The organism is Pseudomonas sp. S34 (genome assembly GCF_009866745.1).
Taxonomy (GTDB): domain Bacteria; phylum Pseudomonadota; class Gammaproteobacteria; order Pseudomonadales; family Pseudomonadaceae; genus Aquipseudomonas; species Aquipseudomonas jessenii.
In genome coordinates this window covers 2530859-2550311 of the sequence record NZ_CP019398.1, presented here as the reverse complement: position 1 = coordinate 2550311, position 19453 = coordinate 2530859, and the positions used below count along the sequence as shown (strand labels likewise).

15 protein-coding genes are annotated in these 19453 nt (G+C 56.0%); 6 read left to right on the top strand and 9 right to left on the bottom strand.

Going from position 1 to position 19453, the window contains the following annotated elements:
- Positions 1-4 precede the first annotated feature (4 nt).
- Genes PspS34_RS11455 through PspS34_RS11445 form a run of 3 tightly spaced genes read right to left on the bottom strand, consistent with a single transcriptional unit; the run spans position 5 to position 3988 of the window.
- Positions 5-697: a cytochrome c oxidase subunit 3 gene (locus tag PspS34_RS11455; RefSeq protein WP_150813694.1), complete on the bottom strand. Its 693-nt coding sequence runs from the start codon at positions 695-697 to the stop codon at positions 5-7.
- On the bottom strand, positions 694-2466 hold the full coding sequence (gene ctaD / locus PspS34_RS11450; RefSeq protein WP_159390388.1) for a cytochrome c oxidase subunit I: 1773 nt from the start codon (positions 2464-2466) through the stop codon (positions 694-696). The genes PspS34_RS11455 and ctaD overlap by 4 nt, the downstream gene beginning before the upstream one ends.
- Before the next feature lie 49 nt (positions 2467-2515).
- Positions 2516-3988 (bottom strand): cytochrome c oxidase subunit II, encoded by a 1473-nt coding sequence (locus PspS34_RS11445; protein ID WP_159389750.1) that lies wholly within the window; start codon positions 3986-3988, stop codon positions 2516-2518.
- 314 nt (positions 3989-4302) lie between these two features.
- On the opposite strand from PspS34_RS11445, the gene PspS34_RS11440 reads away from it, so the two are divergent.
- Positions 4303-4641, top strand: a complete 339-nt coding sequence (locus PspS34_RS11440) for a hypothetical protein (protein ID WP_150813696.1) — start codon at positions 4303-4305, stop codon at positions 4639-4641.
- Positions 4642-5561: 920 nt separating this feature from the next.
- Here PspS34_RS11440 and PspS34_RS11435 read toward each other — a convergent pair.
- Together PspS34_RS11435 and PspS34_RS11430 are read right to left on the bottom strand one after the other, a co-directional pair.
- Positions 5562-6512 (bottom strand): LysR family transcriptional regulator, encoded by a 951-nt coding sequence (locus PspS34_RS11435; protein ID WP_159389749.1) that lies wholly within the window; start codon positions 6510-6512, stop codon positions 5562-5564.
- Positions 6509-7483: a quinone oxidoreductase gene (locus PspS34_RS11430; RefSeq protein WP_159389748.1), complete on the bottom strand. Its 975-nt coding sequence runs from the start codon at positions 7481-7483 to the stop codon at positions 6509-6511. The genes PspS34_RS11435 and PspS34_RS11430 overlap by 4 nt, the downstream gene beginning before the upstream one ends.
- Before the next feature lie 491 nt (positions 7484-7974).
- Here PspS34_RS11430 and PspS34_RS11425 point away from each other — a divergent pair, with 491 nt between their 5' ends.
- Together PspS34_RS11425 and PspS34_RS11420 are read left to right on the top strand one after the other, a co-directional pair.
- Positions 7975-8253 carry a DUF2790 domain-containing protein gene (locus tag PspS34_RS11425; protein WP_057715339.1) on the top strand — a complete coding sequence of 93 codons (279 nt, stop codon included), beginning with the start codon at positions 7975-7977 and terminating at the stop codon, positions 8251-8253.
- Between the two features lie 276 nt (positions 8254-8529).
- Positions 8530-9183: a hypothetical protein gene (locus tag PspS34_RS11420; protein ID WP_154910528.1), complete on the top strand. Its 654-nt coding sequence runs from the start codon at positions 8530-8532 to the stop codon at positions 9181-9183.
- 146 nt (positions 9184-9329) lie between these two features.
- Here the strand turns inward: PspS34_RS11420 and PspS34_RS11415 are convergent, their stop codons facing one another.
- Positions 9330-9629, bottom strand: a complete 300-nt coding sequence (locus PspS34_RS11415; RefSeq protein WP_150813722.1) for a hypothetical protein — start codon at positions 9627-9629, stop codon at positions 9330-9332.
- A gap of 319 nt (positions 9630-9948) precedes the next feature.
- On the bottom strand, positions 9949-10590 hold the full coding sequence (locus PspS34_RS11410; protein WP_057715341.1) for a response regulator transcription factor: 642 nt from the start codon (positions 10588-10590) through the stop codon (positions 9949-9951).
- A gap of 283 nt (positions 10591-10873) precedes the next feature.
- Here PspS34_RS11410 and PspS34_RS11405 point away from each other — a divergent pair, with 283 nt between their 5' ends.
- Together PspS34_RS11405 and PspS34_RS11400 are read left to right on the top strand one after the other, a co-directional pair.
- Positions 10874-15736, top strand: a complete 4863-nt coding sequence (locus PspS34_RS11405) for a HAMP domain-containing protein (RefSeq protein WP_159389747.1) — start codon at positions 10874-10876, stop codon at positions 15734-15736.
- A gap of 117 nt (positions 15737-15853) precedes the next feature.
- Complete coding sequence (locus PspS34_RS11400; RefSeq protein WP_154862244.1) at positions 15854-16987, top strand: response regulator; 1134 nt, start codon at positions 15854-15856, stop codon at positions 16985-16987.
- Here the strand turns inward: PspS34_RS11400 and PspS34_RS11395 are convergent.
- On the bottom strand, positions 16961-17323 hold the full coding sequence (locus tag PspS34_RS11395) for an alkyl sulfatase C-terminal domain-containing protein (protein ID WP_159389746.1): 363 nt from the start codon (positions 17321-17323) through the stop codon (positions 16961-16963). The two genes, PspS34_RS11400 and PspS34_RS11395, sit on opposite strands and share 27 nt — an antisense overlap.
- 249 nt (positions 17324-17572) lie before the next feature.
- On the opposite strand from PspS34_RS11395, the gene PspS34_RS11390 reads away from it, so the two are divergent.
- Complete coding sequence (locus tag PspS34_RS11390) at positions 17573-18127, top strand: YdeI/OmpD-associated family protein (protein ID WP_159389745.1); 555 nt, start codon at positions 17573-17575, stop codon at positions 18125-18127.
- 226 nt (positions 18128-18353) lie between these two features.
- On the opposite strand, the gene PspS34_RS11385 is transcribed toward PspS34_RS11390, so the two are convergent.
- Positions 18354-19145 (bottom strand): PDZ domain-containing protein, encoded by a 792-nt coding sequence (locus PspS34_RS11385; protein ID WP_159389744.1) that lies wholly within the window; start codon positions 19143-19145, stop codon positions 18354-18356.
- Positions 19146-19453 lie beyond the last annotated feature (308 nt).

The following is a 19453-nucleotide window of genomic DNA, read 5'->3' as shown; positions in this document are numbered from 1 at the left end:
CTGTTTACCTCAGGCCGCAGAATCTGGCGATGGCTTCATAGGTTTGCGGCGTGCTGGCCAGCAGCGCGAAAAGCACGAACCAAAGACCCAGCAAGTAATGCCAATAGATGGCACAGAGCTCTACGCTGGCGCCAAGTTGCGCCAGTGGCACATGACGCAGAAATCTGGCGACGATCCAGCACCAGGCGATCAGCCCGCCCAGCAGGTGGAGCCCATGCAGGCCGGTCAACAGGTAGAAGAAACTGTTGGCCGGATTGCTGGCGACAAAGTAGCCCCAGGCGACAAACTGCTGCCAGACCCAGAGTTGCCCCGCCAGAAAGGCAATGGCAAACACACCCCCCAATGCAAAACCAATGACCGTTGCGCCCAACCGAGCCTTTCGGGCGGCCATACGCGACCATTGCAGTGCGATGCAACTCAATACCAGAAAAGCCGAATTCAGCCAGAGCGGCCGGAGATTGTCTAACGGCGCCAAAGGCTCTGTCAGGGGTAGCCAGTCGGCCATTTGAGAACGGGCAATAAAGGCGATCAGGAAGAGGAAGAATAACGAACTCACCACCACCAGAAACAAGCGCAGGCCTACCCTTGCGGTTTGCCTTCTATCGGCATCCTCGGCGGCCGGAATACCCTCAGGGTCGCGACTCCAGCTACCGCCGGGATCAGCGCCGTCGGCGTTTCTCAATAGCAGCCTGTTCATGTCTTGATGTCCGCCTTGGTTCCGGCACTGAGTTGCCGCATCTGCTCCAGCTCCTCGGCGGAGACCGTTTGCGGCACGAAATCCTGCTCTATCCCCGGCACACTGTAGTCATAGGCCCAGCGATGCACGACCGGCAACTTCTCTCCCCAGTTACCGTGTTTCGGCGGGGTGTCCGGCGTTTGCCATTCCAGGCTGGCCGCACCCCAGGGATTACTGCCTGCGGGCTTGCCCTTGAATGCACTCCAGGCCAGGTTGAACAGGAACAGCAACTGGGAAACGCCGACAGTCAATGCGATCACCGTAATGAAGGCATTCAAGTCTTGCGCGGACTGCGGGATGAACGCGTAGTTTTCATAGGCGTAGTAGCGACGTGGCATGCCCTGGAAACCCAAGTAGTGCATGGGGAAGAAAATGGCGTAGGTGCCCAGAAAGGTTATCCAGAAATGCAACTTGCCCAGGGTGTCGTTCAACAGGCGCCCGGTGACTTTCGGGTACCAGTGATAAATGCCGCCGAACACCACCAGTACCGGGGCTACCCCCATGACCATATGAAAATGGGCCACAACGAAATAGGTGTCCGAAAGCGGAATGTCCACGATCACATTGCCGAGAAACAACCCGGTCAGACCGCCGACCAGGAAGGTGACGATAAAGGCCAGGGCAAACAGCATCGGCACGGTCAGGTGGATGTCGCCGCGCCACAGGGTCAGTACCCAGTTATAGACTTTCAGCGCCGTCGGCACCGCAATGATCAAGGTGGTGACGGCGAAGAAAAAGCCGAAGTACGGGTTCATTCCACTGACATACATGTGGTGCGCCCAGACCACAAAACTGAGTACGCCAATCGCAATAATGGCCCACACCATCATTCGGTAGCCGAAGATATTTTTACGCGCATGGGTACTGATCAAGTCGGAGACCAGACCAAACGCAGGGAGAGCGACGATGTAGACCTCCGGGTGACCGAAGAACCAGAACAGGTGCTGGAACAATATCGGGCTGCCACCCTGGTGATCGAGCTGCTGCCCCAGCGAGATCATCGCTGGCATGAAGAAGCTGGTGCCCAACAGCTTGTCGAACAGCATCATGACCGCACTGACGAACAACGCCGGGAAGGCCAGCAAGGCCATGATCGAGGCCATGAAGATGCCCCATACCGAGAGCGGCATGCGAAACAAGGTCATGCCGTGCGTGCGCGCCTGCAACACCGTGGTGACGTAGTTCAACCCGCCCATGGTGGCGGCGACAATAAAAATCGCCAGTGAGACGAGCATCAGGACAATGCCCCACTCGACCCCCGGTGTCCCCTGGGTAATGGACTGTGGCGGATAGAGCGTCCAGCCCGAACCTGTGGGGCCGCCAGGGACAAAAAAACTGCTGAGCAACACCAGTACCGCCACCAGGTAGAACCAGTAGCTGAGCATGTTGACATAGGGGAAGACCATGTCCCGGGCGCCCACCATCAGCGGGATCAGATAGTTGCCGAAGCCCCCCAGAAACAAGGCTGTGAGCAAGTAAATGACCATGATCATGCCGTGCATGGTCATCGCCTGATAGTAAGTACTGGCGTCCATGAACGCCAAACTGCCGGGGAAACCTATCTGCATGCGCATCAAGCTGGACAACACCAGAGCGATAAGACCCACGAAGATGGCCGTCAAGGAATATTGAATGGCTATGACCTTGTGGTCCTGACTCCAGATATATTTGGTCAGGAAACTCTTGGGCTCGTGCAGTGCTTCTGTCTCGGCTTGCTCCGCATAGGCCATCACGTCATCCTCCTGCCGAAGTTTCAGTGCATTCCTGGCTGTTTTACGGCTACTTCCCTGGCTCCGCCTTGCTCGCATCAGCGTCAGCATTCGCTTTGGATTTGATAAAAGCGATCAGTGCATTGAGCTCCTCGTCACTCGGAGCCAGGGCCGGCATGACGGCTGCATAGCCCTTGACGATTTTGGCATTGGGATGCAGAACCGATTCTTTGATATAGCCCTCGTCGACCTTTACGCTCGTATCGTCGGCAAGGGTTTGCGTCTTGCCATACAGGCCCTGCCAGCTGGGGCCGACGCCCTTGTTGCCATCGACACTGTGGCAGGCCAGACAACCGAGCGACCCGGCCAGTCGCTGCCCCTGCGCCACCAGGTCTTCACCCGGGCTCGACGCTTCGCCGGTCGAAGGTTCATCGTCTTGCCCCGCAGCACCCAGTGATTTGATCAGGGCGATGACAGCGCCCAGTTCATCGTCTTTGAGAGTATAGGCCACCATCACCGGCGGGTAGCCCTGTACCAGCCGGGCCTTCGGATCGAGAATCGACTCTTTCAGGTAGGCCTCGTCGACCACCGCACTGGTGCCATCGGCAAACTGTTCAGTGCGGCCGTACAGCCCCTTCCATCCCGGGCCGAGACTGGCACTGCCATCCTGGCTATGGCAGGCCTTGCAGCCGAGCTGTTCGACCAACTGGCGGCCTTTTTCCAGCACGCTGTCGCGACCGGGTTTGGCAGTTGTCGTCAATGTCTGCGCAAAAGTCGGCTGGCCTTTGAGCCATTGATCGAAGACGCCCTGCTCTTCCACGATCATATGGCCGCGCATGTTGTAATGACCTACGCCACAAAATTCAGCGCAAAGGACTTCGTATTTTCCGGTTTTAGTTGGCGTAAACCAAAAGTACGACACCATTCCTGGCACCATATCCATCTTGCTGCGAATTTGCGGTACATAGAAATCGTGCAGGACATCTTTAGCGCGCAACAAGACTTTTACCGGCCGGTCGAGCGGAAGGCGAACTTCATTATTCATTACAAGCACATCGTCCTGCCCTGCAGGATCCTTGGGATCAAGGCCGAAGGGATTGGCGGAATCAATAAACCTGATATCCGATTTGCCCAGCTTTGCGTCCTGGCCGGGAAAACGAAAGGCCCACTGCCACTGCTGGGCGACCACTTCAAGTTCGTAAGCCTCTTTCGGCACCCGGATGAAATCGTTGTAGACAACAAGGCCTGGCGCCAACATCCCGGCAATACCGACCGACGTTATGATAATTAGCCACAGTTCCAGCTTTTTATTTTCTGGCTGGTAGGCCGCCCTGGCACCCTCCTTGTGACGATACCGCATCACCGCTACTGCCATGAATACCGTGATGGCAATGAAAAATATTCCGCTAATGATCAGGGTGATGAACAGGGTGGTGTCTATGGAACCCCAGTTGGAAGCTGCCGGTGTCGCGTGCCAAGGCGCCAGTATGTGGAATAGCACTGATGCAATAACGATTAGTATCAGGACAATTGCTATTGCCATTTCCTCTTCATCCTATTCCTGTTGTTCATTGGTTATGCAAAAGCATCGCCTCTGACGTCCAAGCAGGGCAGACAAATACCACCCATCCGGGCGGCAAAGTCAGTAAGAAGTATAGAGCCCATCGGGTTGTACGTGAGGTTGGCAAGCGAGGCCCGGCGACCGGCTATACTGAATGTCTGATGACGGACAGCAGGGTCGGCCAGAAGCGGCGCCAAAAATCGAACCCTGCCCTTGTGCAGTCATCCAACATAAGTGATGGCATCGAGCAGGAACGATAGCTACAGATTCCAGCAATCCACATGGGAGGTTTCGTCATGAGTGCCCTGACGATCGAAGGTTGGTGCAAAACCAGCGGCGCCCAAAAGTCCACCCCGATGGGGGAAGTTCATTTCTACGTCGACGGCCCTCTGCACCTCCGTCTGGAGCAGGCCGAAGAGCGCTTGCAGAAGACCCACGAGCCGGAAGCCATGGTCGATGTCGATATGGACTCGATGGATCTGATCATGCCCGAGGGATACGCCCCCTTGTCCGACTGTCAGATGCGTGTCTATTTGCACCACGAACGCGGACAGTTCCATCTGGTTGGACACCGGGCGAGTGACGGCAGTTTGATCTACACCAATGCGGTGTTGATAGATCAGCTGCTTGAGTAGCGGTTACGTGATTCTCGGCATCGATGTTTCTCCGCGGGTAATGTGCGGTGCCGAAAACTCACTCGTCTATTAAACAGAATTCAGTGTGTTGCTTCGACCGGTTGAATCCACAGTTAGAAGCAGCCCTCTCGCCCCGTTGAATCCACCTCGCCTCAGGGACAAGTAGCCCCTACTAAAAACGATCGGTTAAACAGGGCCGCTACTCTCTCCAAAAATGGGGTACTACACCCACCCAACCAGGCGTTTACCACCAACTTTGAGGAATATTCCCCCCTCCCCCCATTCTCTCGCTTGAAACCCCTCGCAAACAGCTTGTTAATTAATTTGAGTTTTTTCTTCGCCCTATTGAAATGGCTCATTAGTTGCACCACCCCTGGTACCCGCAACAGCTGTCGTCCCGGACATCATGGAGACGGCGGGGCTCGCCGGATTCGGCATGACGCGAGGGGTAGGAAATGAAACGCGTGACACCACCATGCGGTTCCATCGCCTTACTACCCAAGTCAAGCCTGTGGTGCGTGTTCCACGCAAAAGTGAGGATGAGTGATGGCTTCCACTGATAGATCAATTGCTCGAATCACGAAACGGCCGATGGCCCTTTATAAGCAGCTGGCCGAGTTGGGCCTGATGTTTATCGCGTTGGTGATGACGCTGGCGTTGTCCGCTGTACTGGCGATGGAATTGACCCTTGGAGTGTTCTGACGAGTTATTGCTCATGCGACGAGCGCCCGTTTTACCAGGCACCCATGTAAAGAAAGCGGTTATGGGAGGTGTGTCATGTGGAATCAGCCTCTGATGATTGTGGCGATCTACCTTGCCATCACCCTCTGCATCGGCTGGTTGTGGTCCGTTACTATCCTGTATTGGCTTTGATGCAATGCTGATTTTATGAACGCACATGGCCGGCAGCCATGTGTCGGTCAGGTGAATCGAAGGTCAGCCGGTGAGATGGTCCATGGGGGCGCGGGGGTAAACTTTGACTCGATCCATTGTTTGAACGCGACGACCACGGCACCCGGAAACTTGGCTGATGGCCTGACCAGGTAGACCCCACCGGCGGTATCCAATTGCCAGTCAGGAAGGACCTGCAACAGTCCCCCGGCAGCAATATCACGGCTCATCAACCAGTCACCTGCCCCCAGTATTCCCGCATCGGCGCAGGCCGCCGCAAGTAATGATTCGCTGTCATTGGCCGTCAGGTTTCCTTTGGGAGAAACCGTCTGCAGTTCATTGCCGCGATGGAGTCTCCACTGAGGAAAAGACGCAAGGCCACTGAAGCGAAGGCAATTGTGCCTGATCAGGTCCTGTGGCGTTTCGGGCATGCCGTGCTTTGTGATGTAAGCAGGCGAGGCACACAGTATCCGGCGATGGTCACTCAGTTTTTTGGCTATCAGCCGGCTGTCGTCCAACTCTCCGATTCGGATCGCCGCGTCAAAACCTTCATCGATGATGTCGACCAGACGCTCGCTATAGTCAGCGATGATCGAGACATGCGGATGAGCCTTGAGAAACTCCGGCAGCATCGGGCCAAGCCAACGCCTGCCCATGGCTGCCGGCAATGCAAGGCGCAAAGTACCGCGGATTTCGCTGGCACCCTCGGACGCTTGCTGCTGCGCTTCATTCATCAATTCAATGGCTGAGCGAAGGCGTTGCTCCAGCCTGGCACCTGTTTCAGTAATTCGAACCTGGCGGGTGGAGCGCTCCACAAGCCGAACGCCAAGGCGCTTTTCCATTGCGGCGAGTCGTTTCGAAACGACTGTTGGGTGTCGCTGCAATAGCCGGCCTGCCCCGACAAACGAGCCTTGCGAGGCCACGGCCAGAAACGCAGCGATTTCGTCGCTGTGCTGATTGTTCAGAACATCAAGATTCATGGTTTTAGAATGATCGCCCCCGATGAACGCCCCGACTCCAGGTCCGCATGCGCCAATGCTGCGTCCGCCAGAGAGTAACTTGCCCGGACCGAAGGTTTGATAATACCTGCACCTATGGCGGCCAACACATCCTGCGCTCGTTCCTGATACTCAGAGACACTCGCCGTATGGGCTACCAACGAAGGACGTGTCAGGAACAGCGAGCCTTTGGTATTGAGTGTCGACAGTTCCACGGCTGACGGCGCACCCGATGAGGCTCCGAACGATACCATCAGGCCTCGTGGTCGCAAGCTATCCAGGGATGCCTGGAAAGAAACACGCCCTATCGGGTCATAGACGACGTCGACCATTTTACCCTTGGTGATACGAGCGACCTGGGAAGCCAGGCTGTGCGCATCGAACACCAGGACTTCATCGCATCCCGACGCCAGAGCTTTCTCGACACTGGCCTGCTTTGAAACCACGCCGATCACGATGGCACCCAAGTGTCTGGCCCACGGCACCATGATTTCCCCCAGCCCTCCGGCCACACCGTAGAGGAGAATGGTTGTACCGGGCCCCACAGGATAGGTGGCTTTCAACAGGTACTGCGCAGTGATGCCCTTGAACATGACGGCTGCTGCATCGTCAAATGACAGCGAATCCGGAATTCTGACCAGCCGCTCTGCCGGATAAAGCCGGGCCGAAGCATAGGAACCCAAGGGGCCGGTGGCATAGGCGACGCGATCCCCTACTCGCACGTTGCTGACACCCACACCCACAGCGGCGACACGCCCCGCGCCTTCCAGCCCAATTCCAGATGGCAAAGCAATGGGCACCGCCCCTTTTCGTTGGCTAACGTCGAGAAAGTTGACACCTACAGCCTCTTGCTCAAGCCATACCTCGCCCTGGCCGGGCGCTTGTTCGCTCAGTGTCTCCAGGTTCAGTACTTCAGGGTTGCCGAACTGGTTAAACCGGATCGCAGATACCATGGTCATCTCTCCTTCAGTCAGAAGCCGTTATCAAATGAGTGACCTCAGTGTGATAACTGACCTGCTGATGAACAAGACGGGTTGATTGCAGGACATTAATGCACCTGTTGCAGCAATATAATCACGGATAGCACGCTTTACTACGTGGAGCATGTTGGTTTCATTGTGATTTTGGAGATGCCAAAGATTGCCTCCGTGAGTCCTCCATGGGTCGGATATAACCCTCGGTGACAGGCAGAAATCGGCCAATACCCCACGCGTGACAATCGGTCATGACATGTCATGACCTCCTTGAAAAACGGACTTTTTCCAGCAAATACGGGGGTTAAAGGACGAACGGTCGAGAGGCGTCAAGCGTGGGGAATTGCCGGGAGTTTGCAGCCACTACAGGCTTTTCAGGCAGGCGCGTTCGTCGCGGTCAAGTGAACTTCACTTTCACCACGTGTCACATTAAGTCCTTGTCAAGCGAACTTCAGTGGAGGTACAGCCTTATGAGCATGGCCACGATTGTCAGTGCCGTGATTTCCAGTCTCGCACCCAGTGTCTTTGACCAGAGCAGCCTGCAAGAACCCGGTGCGCATGTTTCAGCCGTCGAATACCACTACGGGATGGACATCGATGTGAAACGGGTACTGCAGCGCACCGATACATCCGACAAGACCGGCGTGGTACCGGTGACCCTGGTCTACGAAGACAGCGAGGGCGAGGTTCACAAGATCCGTTTCCTCGAATGGGGTGGAAGCCCCGCCGACCCTACCAGCATTGCCTGATTCGCTCGTCGATCGGATTCCGGGCCTCACCGCCCCCCAGAAGCGGAAGTTAAACCTCCCATGCACTCAGTGCGATTGAGGTTTTTGGTTACTTGAAAATGGACATGATCGAATGACTAAAAATTCATTCGAGAAACTCACTATTATCTTGCTGGCGTAATGTCGCAAGATTAACTGATAACAATTGCTGGATCTAAATGGCAGTCAGCAACGGTAAATTCCAATCAAGCCGTGCCGAGAGCCAAGTTGATTCACTATTGAAGCCAAGAGGTCACCATGGAACTTAGTATGTTTTCTTCGTCCACCGTGGAATATGTGCGTTTGGGCGTTGTATATTTTCATCTTATCGCCTGCTGTGTGGCAATCGGGCTGGTCTTGACCAGCGACATTGCAATGGTCAAGCAACTCCTGAAGGGAGATGCGTCAGGCCACCACGATGACGCGCACATGGAAAGCCTTCAAAAAACCGTAGTGCTTGCACTTGTAGCGCTCTGGATTACGGGCATTGGTATTGTCGGGATCGATTATGCCGGCAAGGGGATGGAATATTTCCTCAATCCAAAACTGCAAGCCAAAATCGGCATAGTTGTGCTGTTGACCTTTAACGGCATCCTGTTGCATAGCGCGGTATTGCCGGCGCTGAAAAAAGCCGGTTCGTTACTCAAACTCTCCTTCAGCCTGCGCATGCTGGCGCTGTTTTCCGGCGCCCTCTCTGGCGTGTCATGGTTCTATGCCGCCATGCTGGGCATTGGTCGTCCGCTGGCCTGGAAGTACTCGCTGGTGGAGTTGCTGGCAGCCTATCCGGTACTCATCGTCGGCGGTTTCGGGATGATGGTACTGCTCACCGCCTGGGCAAAAGACAGAGACACCGAAGCGCGCAGGGAGCAAGGCACCAGGACCCTGGGTAACGCCGCCCTCGCTGGATGGTGAAGCCAGGTTGAACAAGGAAGTTCAGCTTTAGCCAATAAAAATTAGCTGTTCGCAAAATTTGAGTTGAGCGCCTGACCGGCAAAGTTTCCCTGCCGGGCGACGATAGTGAAATTTCAATTACCCGCAGTAGTCATGGAGACAGGCATCTATCGCTTCCCCTTCATGCAGACTACGGAAAGATATGCACCCCAAAGAACACCACATAGGGCAAGTATCAGCTCCGGATTGAAAACACTCTGATCGACCGGCGCCACCAGGATTTCGCTATAAAGGCACATGGCGCCCGCGATCAACGCAATAAAGTAGCCTGTCCGGTTTCTAGTCCGGCGCAGCAACAGAACCTTTTTCAGGCCCTCGTCTTTCCATTCCTGTCGGGGTATGAGTTGGATCTCCTCCAGCAGCACCACTCCCCACAGCAATGCGCATAACCAATAACCTATCATCATGATGCCCTCCAGTTTGAACATTGATTCAACATGAATGCAGCGTGCACTCCGCGCTCAACTTGCGAGTATCAATTCCGGAGTCTTTTCTGACTCGTGAAATTTGCTCTCATGCATATCCTGAAGGCCATGGCGGTACAAGACTTTGACGAAGACAACTCCATTGAGCGAACGAAAATTTGCCGAGAGGTAAATATGCTTGATTGGAACGGCTCGCGCTATCGACGTTAGCAGGACATCTTTGTGGAGATTTCGACCAAGAGCTTGTAGTGATTCCACTACAAACAGTCTGGTGGTCGGCTGCGTCGGATGGCAGGGCGATCTAAGTCAACAGGCCGTTTTCGAGTGCATAGCGGGCCAATTTCGCGTTGCTGTCCATCCCTGTTTTTTCCAGGATACGTGCCCGGTACGTCGTGACGGTACTCGGACTCAAGTGCAATATCTGAGCGATGCGGACAATTCTCTCGCCTGCAGCGAGGAGCTTGAGTACTTCAAGCTCCCGGTCGGATAGCGCTTCGTGGGGCGCCGCGTCGCCTTTGCCGATAGCGTTGACCAGTTTTTCCGCCAGCTCAGGACTGACGTGCTTGCCACCTGAGGCCACCTTGCGAACTGCCGTAACCAGGGTGGCTGCGGAAATATCTTTGGTGAGGTAGCCCGCAGCGCCGAGCTTGATTGCGCGTAACGCATAGGCCTCGACCGAATGCATGCTCAGCATCAGAACGGCGAGCTTGGGCTTGTGCGCACGCATGAGTTTGAGGAGTTGGAGGCCGGTCTTGTCGGGAAGCTGAATATCCACCAGCGCCACGTCGAAATCCTGCTCCCGGACCAGGAGCATTGCGTCTTGTGCCGTCTCGGCTTCACCCGTTACGTCGATCTCGCCGGCAGTCTCCAGCATGCGTCGCACGCCACTACGCACGATGCTGTGATCATCCACCAGCAAGACTCTGATTTTGTGGTCAATCATCTATATTTTCCATTCGCACCCGCAAGGCCCCGGCCGCATCGTGTCTCGACGTACGGATGATGTTGAACCCGCCGACACAGTGGCGTGCGCTCATGCATTCCCACACCAGCCCTGCGGCCAGTGGCCAGCAAGCCATGGAATCTACTGCAGAGTTTGACGTTAGCAGGCACAGAGCACACTTGCACTTTTGCCTCAGGCGTTAGCGGCGCCTAAGCTCTTAGGATTGTCTGCACGCCCATGGGTAATGCCTTGCCCGTGGCATCAATTATGACTGGACAGAGGCATGGCCACAGTGACGACACCGATCGAAGTTTTCGACATGAAGACGTTGCTGGCAGCGCTGAAGTCGTTGCGCAAAGGTGACTTCACTACGCGTATGCCGGAAGACTGGACCGGCATGCCGGGCAAGATCGCCGACACGCTCAACGAGATCATCGACATGGCAGCCGACACCACCACCGAGTTCGAACGCGTGGCGCGTCTGATCGGCAAGCAGGGCAAGGTCGATGAACGTATCGAATTGCCGATGATGAAAGGCTCATGGCAAAAGATCGTCAACTCGAGCAATGCGCTCACCAGCGACCTCATCAGCCCGATGAACGAGATCATTCGCGTTGTCGGTTCGGTTGCCGAGGGTAATCTGAACCAACAGGTACCGCCGGTACTCAACGGCCTGAGACTGCGGGGTCAGTTCCTCAAATCCGCCGAGATCGTGAACACCATGGTGACGCGACTGGGCTCCTTCGCTTCCGAGGTGACCCGCGTGGCGCGCGAAGTCGGCACTGAAGGGATTCTCGGTGGGCAGGCCAATGTCAAAGGGGTGTCCGGCACCTGGAAAGACCTGACCGACTCCGTCAACGACATGGCCGCCAATCTGACCACCCAGATGCGCAACATCGCTTACGTGACGACTGCGGTGGCCAAAGGCGATCTGGGCAAGACGATTACCGTCGAAGCCAAGGGTGAGATTCTCGAGCTGAAAAACACCATCAATACGATGGTCGGCCAGCTCTCGAGTTTCGCTGCGGAGGTGACCCGCGTGGCGCTGGAAGTCGGTACCGAAGGCAAGTTGGGCGGTCAGGCGGAAGTGCGCGACGTATCAGGCACCTGGCGCGACCTGACCGAATCGGTCAACGGCATGGCGGCCAACCTGACCACCCAGGTGCGCAACCTCGCACAGGTGACGACGGCAGTGGCGCGCGGCGACCTCGGCAAGAAAATTACGGTTGAAGCCAAGGGCGAGATTCTCGAACTGAAAAACACCATCAACACGATGGTCGACCAGCTCTCCAGCTTCGCCGCGGAGGTGACACGCGTCGCACTGGAAGTCGGTACCGAAGGCAAACTGGGCGGACAGGCCGAAGTGACCGGCGTGTCCGGTACCTGGAAGGACTTGACCAATTCGGTCAACGGCATGGCGGCCAACCTGACCACCCAGGTGCGCAACATTGCCGACGTGACGACGGCGGTGGCCAACGGCGACCTGTCACGCAAGATCACAGCCGAAGCGAAAGGAGAAATTCTCCAACTCAAGGAAACCATCAACACGATGGTGGACCAGCTCTCGACCTTTGCCGACGAAGTGACGCGCATGGCTCGCGAAGTGGGGACTGACGGCAAGCTCGGTGGCCAGGCCAAGGTGACAGGCGTCGGTGGAACCTGGAAAGATTTGACCGACTCGGTCAACAGCATGGCGGCCAACCTGACCAATCAGGTGCGCAACATCGCCGACGTGACGACGGCGGTGGCCAAAGGCGACCTGGGGCGCAAGATTACCGTGGAAGCCAAGGGCGAAATCATGGAGCTGAAGAACACCATCAACACCATGGTGGACCAGCTCAATAGCTTTGCCGCCGAAGTGACGCGGGTGGCGCGCGAAGTCGGCACCGAAGGCAAGCTCGGGGGACAGGCACAGGTGCAAGGCGTGTCCGGCACCTGGAGGGATCTGACCGAAAACGTGAACTTCATGGCCGCCAACCTGACCAGCCAGGTGCGAGGCATCGCGAAAGTGGTGACCGCGGTAGCCAACGGCGACATGAAGAAGAAACTGACACTGGAAGCCAAGGGTGAGATCGCCGAACTGGCCGACACCATCAACGGTATGACCGATACGCTGGCGCTGTTCTCCGATCAGGTGACCTCGGTGGCGCGTGAAGTGGGCGTCGAGGGCAAGCTGGGGGGCCAGGCCAACGTGCCGGGTGCTGCCGGCACCTGGCGCGATCTGACCGACAACGTGAACGGTCTGGCGGCCAACCTGACCAATCAGGTGCGCGCAATCGCCGATGTGGCGACCGCCGTGACCAAGGGCGATCTGACGCGTTACGTGGAGGTGGAAGCTAAGGGTGAAGTGGCGGAGCTGAAGGACAACGTCAACGAGATGATCCGCAACCTGCGGGAAACCACGCGGCAAAACGCGGAGCAGGATTGGCTCAAGAGCAATCTGGCGAAATTCAACCGTCTGCTGCAGGGCCAGCGCGATCTGGCGGCAGTCTCCAAGATGGTGCTGTCTGAACTGGCTCCGCTGATCAACGCCCAGCACGGTGTGTTCTACATGATGAACGAGAGCCCGCCCGATCCTGCGAAACTCAAGCTACTGTCCGCTTATGCGTACAAGGGAAACATCAATGTAAACGATGAGTGGCGGCTCGGCGAGGGCCTGGTCGGGCAATGCGCCTACGAGAAGCGGCGCATCCTGCTGACCGATGTACCCGCAGATTACGTCGCGATTTCATCCGGACTGGGTGCGGCCGCCCCGCTGAACATCATCGTGTTGCCGATCCTGTTCGAGAACAAGGTCAAGGCCGTCGTCGAAATGGCTTCGTTCACGCGCTACAGCATCATTCATCAAACCTTCCTTGATCAGCTGGCTGAATCGATTGGTATCGTGCTCAACACGATCGAAGCCAATATGCGTACCGAGGAACTGCTCAAACAGTCGCAATCGCTGGCGCAGGAGCTGCAAAAGCAACAAGAAGAATTGAGACAGACCAACGAGGAACTGGGGGACAAGGCTGGACTGCTGGCGGAGCAGAAAGCCGAAGTCGAGCGCAAGAACCGCGAAGTCGAAATCACCAAGCTGTCGCTGGAGGAGAAGGCGGAGCAACTGACGCTGACCTCGAAGTACAAGTCCGAATTCCTCTCCAGTATGTCCCATGAGCTCAGAACACCATTGAACAGCTTGCTGATCCTGGCCCGCCAGCTCAGCGACAACGCGGAACACAATCTCACTCCCAGGCAGGTCGAATATGCCAAGACCATCCGTAGCGCGGGCAAGGATCTGCTGGAGCTGATCGACGAGATTCTCTATCTGTCCAAGATCGAGTCGGGTACGGTCACACTGGATCTGAATGAAGCGCAGTTCGCCGATCTGCACGACCAGATCGAACGCACCTTCCGGCCGGTCGCCGAAAGCCGGGGCCTCTCCTTCACGATTGAACTGGCGACTACCCTGCCCCCCGTCATCCGGACCGACGAAAAGCGCCTGCTGCAGGTGGTCAAGAACCTGCTGTCCAACGCCTTCAAGTTCACTGAGCAAGGCAGCGTCAAGATCAGCATCGCGCCCGCTGTATCCGGGTGGAGCGTGGATAACAGCGAACTGAATCGTGCCGATGCGGTGGTCGCCTTCGTGGTCACCGACACCGGCATTGGCGTCTCGGCCGGCAAGCAGAAGCTGATCTTCGAAGCGTTCCAGCAGGGAGATACCGGAACCTCACGAAAATACGGCGGCACCGGCCTCGGCCTGTCGATCAGCCGCGAGCTCGCACACCGGCTGGGCGGTGAGCTGCGACTGATCCCCGGTGAGATCGGCAAGGGCAGTACTTTCGCGCTGTACGTGCCCTTGCGTACACAGGATGCCCAGGGTCAGACGCTAGACGAATCAGCGACAGAGGCAGTACCTGGCCAGGTCAAGCGCGACCTCATGTCAACGCCGACCGCACAAGTACTGGACGACCGCGAGTCTGTCCAACCCGGGGATCAAGTGCTGCTGATGCTCGAGGGCGACGCCCGATTCGCCAGCATTCTGCTCGAGGCCGCGCACCAGAAGGGGTTCAAGGCTATCGTCACGACCCGTGGCGCGGATGCACTGGAGCTTGTCGAGCGCTTCAAACCCGCCGCGATCACGCTGGACCCGGGCCTGACGGACATCGATGGCTGGTCGCTGCTCGAGCAGTTGAAGCGCAATTTCGCCACGCGTCACATCCCGGTCCAGATCATCTCGATCGCTGACGACCACACCCGCGGGCTGCGCTATGGCGCTTTCGACTATCTGCTCAAACCGGTCACAGCCGACGAGATTCAAAATGCGCTGGTCGGCATCGTGGCATTCGCTCGGCGCAAGACCCGGAACCTGCTGCTCATCGACGGCGACGAAGGGAACCGCGCCCGCATCCTCGATCTGCTCGGCAACACCGACGTGAAGATCACAGCGACCGACAGCGGCGCTGAAGCCATGAAGAAACTGGCAAAGAAACGCTACGACTGCATGGCAATCAATCTCAAACTGCCCGACGCATCCGGCATCAGGTTTCTCGAGGCGTTGCAGGAAGACCCCGCCATGCGTGAATTGCCGATCGTCGTCTATGGTGTAGAGACGCTGACCAAACCGGAGCACGAGCGTTTCAGGACACTGCTCGGCAAGGGCGTCATCAAGGCCGTTCAGTCCCCCGAGCGCATACTCGACGAAACCGCACTGTTTCTACACCGTGTCGTCGCCAGGCTGCCGCAGACCCAGCGCAGAATGCTGGAAAAACTCTATGAGGGTTCGGACAGTCTCGAGGGTAAAAAGGCCCTGGTGGTCGACGATGACGTGCGCAATATTTTTGCCCTGACCAGCGTGCTTGAGAGCAACAAAATGCTGGTGGCCACGGCCGAAAACGGCCGAACCGCCATAGAACTGCTGCAGCAGCAGCCCGATACCGACATCGTGCTGATGGACATCATGATGCCCGAGATGGATGGCTTTGAAACCATGCGCCAGATCCGTACATTCAAAAGATTTGAAGCCCTGCCCATGATTGCGCTGACGGCCAAGGCGATGATGGGTGACCGTGAAAAGTGCATCGAGGCAGGCGCCTCGGACTATGTCAGCAAGCCGGTGGATACCGACCAGCTACTGTCACTGATGCGCAAATGGCTCTATCGATGATTCTGTGCCGCGCTCATTGCGCGACAGCAAAGGTGGCAAAGTGCGCAAGGCCGGCTCGACTTTACCGGTGTTGCCGTAATGGCAAGAGGCGCTAGCGCAAACCGAAGTGGCATAAATATGCAGCAGGAACCCCCGGTATTCAATGAGAGAGCCCAGGTGCGGCACCCGCTCCCGCCTGATGGCGTACCAGCATCCGTGTTGCTGGTGGATGACAATCCCGCCAAGCTCACGGCGCTCGCCGCGGTGATTGCCGACATGGGCCTCGATATTGCCACCGCGACTTCCGGACGCGAGGCGCTGCGCCTGCTATTGCAGCGCGACTTCGCCGTCATTCTGCTCGACGTGAAAATGCCAGTGATGGACGGTTTTGAAACCGCTGCACTCATTCACGGCCGCCCGAAGTCGGCCCACACGCCCATTATCTTCGTCACGGCGGAGGCCGACACCGATTCCGAGCGTTTCCGCGGTTATACGGCCGGCGCAGTCGATTACATCTTCTCGCCGATTGTGGCCGAGGTTCTTCGCGCCAAGATCCAGGTGTTTGTCGACCTGTTCTACTTGCAGCGCAAACTGACGATGCAGGCCGAAGAATTGCTGCAATCGAAGCTGCAGCTGCGTGAACTGGCCTCCTATCAGGAGCACATCAAGGAAGAAGAGCGAAAGCGGATCGCACGGGACATCCATGACGAGCTGGGACAGAGTCTGCTGGCGTTGCGAATCGATGTCTCCATGTTGCAGACGCGCACCAGTACCATGCACCCCAAGCTCAACGAAAAGGCCAGCGATGCTCTGAATCACCTCGATACAGCCATCCGCAGTGTCCGCAGTATCATCAATGATCTTCGGCCACCCGTACTCGATCTGGGATTGCAGGCAGCGATCGAGTGGCAACTTGAAGAGTTCCGTCAGCGCAGCGCGATCGATTGCACGATGTCGGCGAAAGACGAAAACTTCCGTTGCGATCTGAATGAAAAATCCGCCACCACTCTGTTCCGCATCGTGCAGGAATCGCTGTCGAATATTGCCCGGCACGCGCAAGCGACACAGGTGCATATCGAACTCTCCAGTGAGGGTCGCCGGCTTTACCTGCAGATCAAAGACAACGGCGTAGGCATGACGGATCGCAAAAAACTGAACTCGTTCGGGTTGGTGGGGATGAAGGAACGCATCAGCATGCTGGGCGGGGAGTTCACGATCGACAGCGCACCGGACAAAGGAACGAGATTAACGATATCGCTGCCACTCGACTGACCAGGCCGGCATCTTGATATCACCCGAAGCCAGTGCGTCTTTCAACGAGGTCTCTTTCAACACGATCTTGTTCAGCGTGTCGCGGGTCAGGGTCACCTTCGCATCGGCATCTTTTGCTTCTACACCTTCGGTGTGGTTGAGCACGCCATTCTCCATTTCCACCGAATATTTCTGTTTAAGGTCGGTAAAATCGAAGTTGAGCGATAGCCGCTTGCCTTCGGCTTTCGGACCGAAATCCGGGTCTGGAAGCCTCTGCCAAAAGTAAAGATTTCGATCTCGGACGCGTACTTTTTTGAAGCGCAAACCATGGCCGACTTTTTCAACAGAATCGGCCATAAGCAGCCACTGGACAGACTAGTGGCTAATAGGTAGCTTCGACCTTCTGCACTGAGTCTTTACCGCAGCTGAGCATGGCGTCATCAATGTCGCGCTTCTCCCTGGGCTATGTCGTGTTTGCTGCAATTCCTCCAGACTAGACAAGGGCTTGCAGGACGACAAGGAACATTATACGACATCACTGTCGCGTTTAAACGCGACAGTGATGTCGCCAAATAGTAGTTAGGCGTATTAGTTGGAGGAGTTGCAATGACAACAATCGATGTGAAATCCCGATTCGAAGCAAAGCTTCTTCGTCCGGCAAAGTCTGGTAATGATACGTCGTGGGCGTTCGTAGTACTGCCAAGAGACGCAAGTGAACAGCTTCCGAGGCGAGGAAGGACGACAGTTGAAGGCACAATCAATGGACACCATTTCCAGGCAACCCTTGAGCCGGATGGTCAGCGGAGCCATTGGCTGCAGGTAAGTAGAGAGTTACTCGAAGCTGCAGGCGCGGCCGTTGGGGATATCGTTACACTAGAGCTAACCCCTGTGAAGAAGGAACCCGAGCCTGACATCCCAACAGACTTTCAGGAGGCACTGGCAGCCACTCCTGAGGCTCGTAAAGTTTGGAACAACACGACGACCATCGCACGAGTAGACTGGATACACTGGATTACTTCAGCCAAGCAACTTAAGACGCGCGTAAAACGAATTGGTGATGCCTGCGATATGCTTGCATCCGGCAAGAAGCAGGTTTGCTGTTTCGACCAGTCCGGCTACTACAGTAAGGCCTTCCGTGCGCCCGAGGCAGAAGATTTTTAAATGGAACATTCCGTTGAATACGCCTGACAATGCATTCAAATCGTTCGCTTCGTTCACCGGGACCGGCTGAAGCCGGCCTTTTAGCTTAGTTGTTAAGAATGTCTGCAAAGGTTCGTTCACTGCCGTTCATGGCCACGATCCATGGTGTTTAAATCTGGCATAAATGGCTGATCAGTTCGATTGCAAGCGGGTGGGTTAACCTGTGCATTCACCACATGGGCCTGAGCTACGGTATTGTTAGTTTCTTTATTATGGACTTGCCATTACGGACAAGCATGACATCGACCGTTTTTCCCTGGCGCATGCGTACAAAATCGACAGCGTTAGGAATTTGGTCAACGGAAAGATTATCAGCCTTAAGAATTGTATCTCCAGGAAGTAGATCCGCTTGATAGGCAGCAGAACCGCGCACAATGGAGGTAATCACAACAGCACGCTGTGTGCCAAGAGCTTGAGCTTCCGCAGTAGTAGGTGCGCGAAAATGCAGTCCTAAGGGCTGGTTGGTCCTGACGTAGTACGTGGCGGTCTGAAAATAGCTATCCCTACTAACTTGGATCGCAGTCCATTGTTGCCCGGAAACAGTTGCATACGAAGAGCCATATGCAGTGGCTGTTCCTCCATAGTTATTGTAAGCAGTCGCTTGCCCATAACTACTCACGGTTTGCTGAGTGGGAAGTGATACCGGTACAGCTTGGGTGTTGGTACGCTGGTAAATGGGCTCGTAGTAGACCACCAGATCAGCACCAACTGTCCGACCTTGCTCAATTGCTTTCTGCTGTGTCGATAACTCATCGCTGAACATACTAAACCCAAGTGCTTCATAGCTATTTTCATAGTACGTCTGAACGTCCTGGACCGGGTTTGTGCCGAGCGCCAGGGTCGGCTCCGCAGGAGCGGGAGCGGTTCGATAGGCGGCGATATATTCCGGATCAGAAAGTGACTTGTAGCTTTTGGCGTAGGGGTTTGCGCAACCAGCTAGAGTGAGGAAGCCAACGATCATCAATACGTTCTTGATCACAGCCATTTTCCCTATGAGCTATTTGATAGATGCCACATGTCCGAGAGCAGACCGAGCCTAGAGCGTCGTCTAGCTCGGTGACAAGGAAATCCTCTAAAAAAACAAAAGCTGTGCAGCTATGAGGCTTTTCTGAGTGAACCGTTACAGTGGTGGTTGTTGACCGTGGAATTAAATATAGACCCGAGCGGCTGCTTCTGGCTGCTTTTGACTATCGCCACCGGCAGCAATGGATCGGTGGCTGCCCCTCGTCAGAAGCAGCAATCGGCCCAACAATGGTCATTCAATGTCTACAGATCAGGGGCGACTCA

Bases quoted from the DNA above. Each gene is read 5' to 3' on its own strand.
- PspS34_RS11455 (WP_150813694.1), bottom strand. From the start codon at position 697: ATGAACAGGCTGCTATTGAGAAACGCCGACGGCGCTGATCCCGGCGGT.
- ctaD (WP_159390388.1), bottom strand. From the start codon at position 2,466: ATGGCCTATGCGGAGCAAGCCGAGACAGAAGCACTGCACGAGCCCAAG.
- PspS34_RS11445 (WP_159389750.1), bottom strand. From the start codon at position 3,988: ATGGCAATAGCAATTGTCCTGATACTAATCGTTATTGCATCAGTGCTA.
- PspS34_RS11440 (WP_150813696.1), top strand. From the start codon at position 4,303: ATGAGTGCCCTGACGATCGAAGGTTGGTGCAAAACCAGCGGCGCCCAA.
- PspS34_RS11435 (WP_159389749.1), bottom strand. From the start codon at position 6,512: ATGAATCTTGATGTTCTGAACAATCAGCACAGCGACGAAATCGCTGCG.
- PspS34_RS11430 (WP_159389748.1), bottom strand. From the start codon at position 7,483: ATGGTATCTGCGATCCGGTTTAACCAGTTCGGCAACCCTGAAGTACTG.
- PspS34_RS11425 (WP_057715339.1), top strand. From the start codon at position 7,975: ATGAGCATGGCCACGATTGTCAGTGCCGTGATTTCCAGTCTCGCACCC.
- PspS34_RS11420 (WP_154910528.1), top strand. From the start codon at position 8,530: ATGGAACTTAGTATGTTTTCTTCGTCCACCGTGGAATATGTGCGTTTG.
- PspS34_RS11415 (WP_150813722.1), bottom strand. From the start codon at position 9,629: ATGATGATAGGTTATTGGTTATGCGCATTGCTGTGGGGAGTGGTGCTG.
- PspS34_RS11410 (WP_057715341.1), bottom strand. From the start codon at position 10,590: ATGATTGACCACAAAATCAGAGTCTTGCTGGTGGATGATCACAGCATC.
- PspS34_RS11405 (WP_159389747.1), top strand. From the start codon at position 10,874: ATGGCCACAGTGACGACACCGATCGAAGTTTTCGACATGAAGACGTTG.
- PspS34_RS11400 (WP_154862244.1), top strand. From the start codon at position 15,854: ATGCAGCAGGAACCCCCGGTATTCAATGAGAGAGCCCAGGTGCGGCAC.
- PspS34_RS11395 (WP_159389746.1), bottom strand. From the start codon at position 17,323: ATGGCCGATTCTGTTGAAAAAGTCGGCCATGGTTTGCGCTTCAAAAAA.
- PspS34_RS11390 (WP_159389745.1), top strand. From the start codon at position 17,573: ATGACAACAATCGATGTGAAATCCCGATTCGAAGCAAAGCTTCTTCGT.